Origin of the sequence: Mesorhizobium sp. M7D.F.Ca.US.004.03.1.1 (assembly GCF_003998635.1) — a bacterium.
GTDB lineage: Bacteria > Pseudomonadota > Alphaproteobacteria > Rhizobiales > Rhizobiaceae > Mesorhizobium > Mesorhizobium loti.
This window is the reverse complement of record NZ_RZQG01000554.1, coordinates 1-4,086: the sequence shown is the minus strand read 5'-3', so window position 1 is coordinate 4,086 and position 4,086 is coordinate 1. Positions and strand designations below refer to the sequence as shown.

At 64.2% G+C, this 4,086-nt stretch carries 3 protein-coding genes and 1 pseudogene; all 4 read right to left on the bottom strand.

Features of this window, described 5'->3' with window-relative positions:
* Positions 1-382 (bottom strand): annotated as a pseudogene (locus tag EN935_RS25255) (ATPase); the annotation flags it as partial.
* A gap of 355 nt (positions 383-737) precedes the next feature.
* Positions 738-2,708, bottom strand: a complete 1,971-nt coding sequence (gene rlxS / locus EN935_RS25250) for a relaxase/mobilization nuclease RlxS (protein ID WP_063169238.1) — start codon at positions 2,706-2,708, stop codon at positions 738-740.
* Positions 2,709-2,886: 178 nt separating this feature from the next.
* A complete protein-coding gene (locus tag EN935_RS25245) occupies positions 2,887-3,570 on the bottom strand; it encodes a lytic transglycosylase domain-containing protein (RefSeq protein ID WP_024505647.1) in 684 nt (227 codons plus the stop codon).
* Positions 3,558-4,082, bottom strand: a complete 525-nt coding sequence (locus EN935_RS25240; RefSeq protein ID WP_245489045.1) for a S26 family signal peptidase — start codon at positions 4,080-4,082, stop codon at positions 3,558-3,560. Before EN935_RS25240 ends, EN935_RS25245 begins: the two co-directional genes overlap by 13 nt.
* Positions 4,083-4,086 lie beyond the last annotated feature (4 nt).

The following is a 4,086-nucleotide window of genomic DNA, read 5'->3' as shown; positions in this document are numbered from 1 at the left end:
CCAGAAGCAGTTTGCGACGGGGAACAAGCCCGTGCTCGCGCAAGCTTGCTTGTTGGCGCTGCTCTCCCAGCACGCGGTGCAGGCGCGAGCGCAGACTGTCCGGCAAAATCATGTCCGTCAGTCGCAGGTCCGGATAGCGCACATGCAGGAGGCCTGCGAGTTCGCCCTTTGGCTGAAAAAGGGGAACCGGCCGACTGCTCTTGGCAATCCGGGCGTCCCTGCTCTTGGCTGCGTCGACCAGATCCTTGAGCTCCTGAGCAAGCTTGCCATGGCCTTGACGTGCCTCATGCGCAGCAAGCTGCATCGCGATAGAGAGGAAACGATCCTCGTCGCCGGCAATGTGGCTTTTAAGCAGCGTCACGATATGGCGGGCCGTGGTCATGGCTCTCTTCTGGGGTATCCGTTTACTTGGCGAAGCGCATGCAACCTAAACGCTTTCAACGGCGATTTGTAACGCGCAATGGTGTTTTTTCTCTTGTCGATGTTCGCCCGTGGCAACTTCAGCGGTGAACTGTTGCGCCGCGGTCATAGGCCAGCCGGAATAACGCCGGCCAGCAGACAACAGTCCGCATCTTCGAGCGCTCGAAGTCTGGCCACTCACGCAGCGTGTCGGGTCCGAACGCTCCAAAGCCGCCCCGCCTGGCAGGTCCATGCGACCGATTGCGGGCGTGCGGCCATAAGGTCTACGCGGGCTCGCATGGCTGCCCGCGCCGCTGGCTAAAAAGCTGTACACCATCTCACGAAACACCAGGTCCGCTCCTTTGCCGGCCGACGGTCCATGAAATCCCCTCCCCACTCACGACACCGGAGACCTCCTTGCCCACATGGCGCTCAAGCACCGGCCGCCATGGCACCAGCGTGAACTCGCGCGACTTTTCAACGACGGCATATTTTCCGCTGGCAAGCTCGACGGAGCGGCGGAGCGTACCCTCTACTCGTCCTCCGAATCGCGCTTCGGCATAGGGCAGGCCAAGTTCCTCCGACAGTTGGCCAGCAACACGGTTCAGTTCTCGCTGGCGCAGGATCGAAAGCATGTTGGCTCGATAGACGATCCCATCCTGTTCTTTATGCGCGAGGCCTTGCGCGATCAGCCACTGCCGCCGGCGAGCTTGCGCCTCTCTCACGTCGCGGCCGAAGCCGGATCCGTGCAAAGGCTCGGGTCTATCGGCAACCAGCTCCCGGTCGAGCCAGGTGGCGCCGTTGAAGCTGACCTGTCGCTCCAGCGCCATTGAGGAGAGCTTGTCGGCAACGACAGGCTCGGCCCTGGCCCGCTGGCCCTCATAATTCGCGACGCGATCGAGATGGTCCGGCGCGATGAGCCAGGTGCCGTTCGGCTCTCGCTCAACGCCGCCGGTCGCGCGGCGGATCGCCTCCAGCCGCCGCACATGCGTTCGCGCAAAGCTCTCGGTGGCGGATGGGTCATGCTTCAGGTGCATATCGACGTCGTAACGGCCGCCATGCGCGGCGGCGATTTCGGCGATGGTACGATCGACCTGCCTCGGCTCGGTGTTCCTTGGCGCGACACGCACGATGCAGCCATTAGGCATCGTTTCCATCGCCTCGCCTCTACCGATGTTGATCCAATGGCTCTTACCGTCGACGGCGTCGACGATCATGTAATGGCGGTCATTGATCTCGTCGGCCAGTCCACGCGCGACAACGCGACCGACGAGAGACTGGACGGGCTCGCCGGATCGATCGTGGATCACCCAGTCGGCGGCCCTGCGGGCAAGCCCCTTGCCGGTCAGTTCGCGGTGCATGGTCTTGATGATGTCGCCGCGTTCGCCGGTGCGGCGCAGCGTGGCTTCGAGCTCATCGTCGAGGCGCCAGGAGCCAGCGCCGACCTCCGCGGCCAGACCCATCCGCTCGAGCTTGCGCAGCCGTCCCTGGTGCAGCGTCTGGCGAATGGCGTCGGGACCGCCCGGCGAGACCAGGCCGTCATCATCACGCATGCTGAGCAGCCGACGGTCGATGCTGGTGAAGCGTTCCTGCTCCATTTCCCGGCGCAGGCGAAGCTCAATCTCGCGGTCGGTTCGCGGACCGAGATCGAGGCTGACCAGCTCGGCCGCCCGCTCGCGGATGCCAGATGAGATATATTCGCGCGCGATGACCAGGTTCTCGCCACGGTCGTCCCTGCCACGGACGATGATGTGGCTGTGCGGGTGGCCGGTGTTGAAATGATCGACCGCGACCCAGTCGAGCTTCGTGCCGAGGTCTTCCTGCATCTGCGCCATGAGCCGCCGCGTCAGCGCCTTGAGGTCGTCGTACTCGATGCCGTCTTCGGCAGCGACGATGAAGCGGAACTGATGGCGGTCGCCGTCCGCGCGATCGATGAACGCCTTGCCGTCGACGCGGCCGCTGTCGGCGCCGTAGAGCTCGCCAGGTTCACCTTCGCGGGTGACCCCGTCGCGCTGAAGATAGCGTAGATGGGCACGCGCCCCGTCCGCGCCCTTGCCGGCGAGCTTGACGACCCGCGCCTTGACGATCACCCGGCGCTGGCGGAAGGCGGCATACCGGTCGCGCGATTTCAGCAGTGCGGCGGCCGCCCCGCCGCGCCCTGTCCGGCTTCCTGTGAAGCGACCACCGCGTTGCGGCCGGCCGCCAGCCCGGTTGATCGCCGCACGAACCTGGCCGGCATAGCGTTTGCCGGCCTTCGAGCCGCGCGACCCGATTTTGCCGAGCTTCGGCCTGAACTCGTCATCCTTAATGCGAGCCTCCCAGACATATCAAGCAAAATCAGACACTTACACGTCAAACCCTCTTGGCACCGGCGGCAGCCTCCCGGAAAAACGATGTGCAGACAAAGATTTAACCGCCTCCTGGAGGCGGTACCTTTATCTTGCCTTCCGCGCCCAGCCCCGCCAGACGCGCCCCCGTCCGCCATGGCTAACGCACCGGCTCCTTCGGCTGCGCGCCGTCCTTGCCGAGCGGCACGAAGAGATCGCCGTTTCGCACGCCTGAGTGAACACCGTCATGAATGAAGAACAGCGACCGTCCGAGAGGAGCGATTTGCGCCTTTGGAGCGACAGATTGGCTTTCGAACGCCTCGATGTCGGCCGCCGAAACTCCGGCCGCCTTGAGTTGGTCGAGGTACTCGACGGTCTCTTCTGGCAGCGGTTTGCCACGCTTCAAATGCTCGTCGTAGCGCTCGGGACCGGCATTGTAGGCGCCAAACAGGCCAGGAAATCCGAAGCGGTCATACATGGCACTGAGATAGGCCGTGCCGGCCAGGATATTGTCGCGCGGATCGTGGGGGTTAGGCCCAAGGCCGTGTTCGACCCGCATCTCTTCATAGGTGCCGGGCATCACCTGCATGAGGCCCATGGCGCCAGCGGGGGAGGTGATGGGGCGGCCGCCGCGCATTGTCTTGCCGCCGCTTTCGGCAGCCATGACGGCATAGATCCAGGCTTGGGGAATATGGAAGCGCCGGCTTGCTTCCGATACCAACGTCTGCCACTTTCGCAGCTGCGGACTTTGGGAGATGGCGACCGGCTCAGCGCCGGTCGAGGCGGAACAGGCGCATGGCGCAATGGCGATCATGCCCAACAAGAGGAGGGTCACTCGGTCCATAGTGGTACGAGCCTCCCGATGACATTTTGAGTGGGAACAGGCCCGAAATAGCGGCTGTCGAAGGAGCGGTTTTTGTCGCTGCCGAGCAGGAAAACCTCGTTATCCCCGAGCGCTCGGCAGCCGTTCCACCATGGCAAAGGTCGGCCTTCGGCGTCGATTTTGAGCCGGCGCGCGACGATGTCGCCGCCGATGATGATGGCGTCATTGAAGGCGCAGACATTATCGTCCGGCAGCGCTGCAAGACGTTTTGCCAGCGGCACATTGCGAGGCAGATAGCTGCGCTCGGCGGCGAGATACGCCGCGTATTCAGGCGGGCGCACGAGCACGAGATCGCCACGCGCCAGCGCTCCCGCAGCGATGCGGTAAAGGCCGATCGGCGCGCTGGCCGAGGCGTTCCAGACCAGCCAAGGGGCGGGCTTTCCCAGCGCCGTGAAGCCCAAAAGACCGAGACCGGCCGCGGCCAAGGCGACCGTCTTACGGGCTCGAACACGCCTCAGGCGGCTGCCGATCAGATCT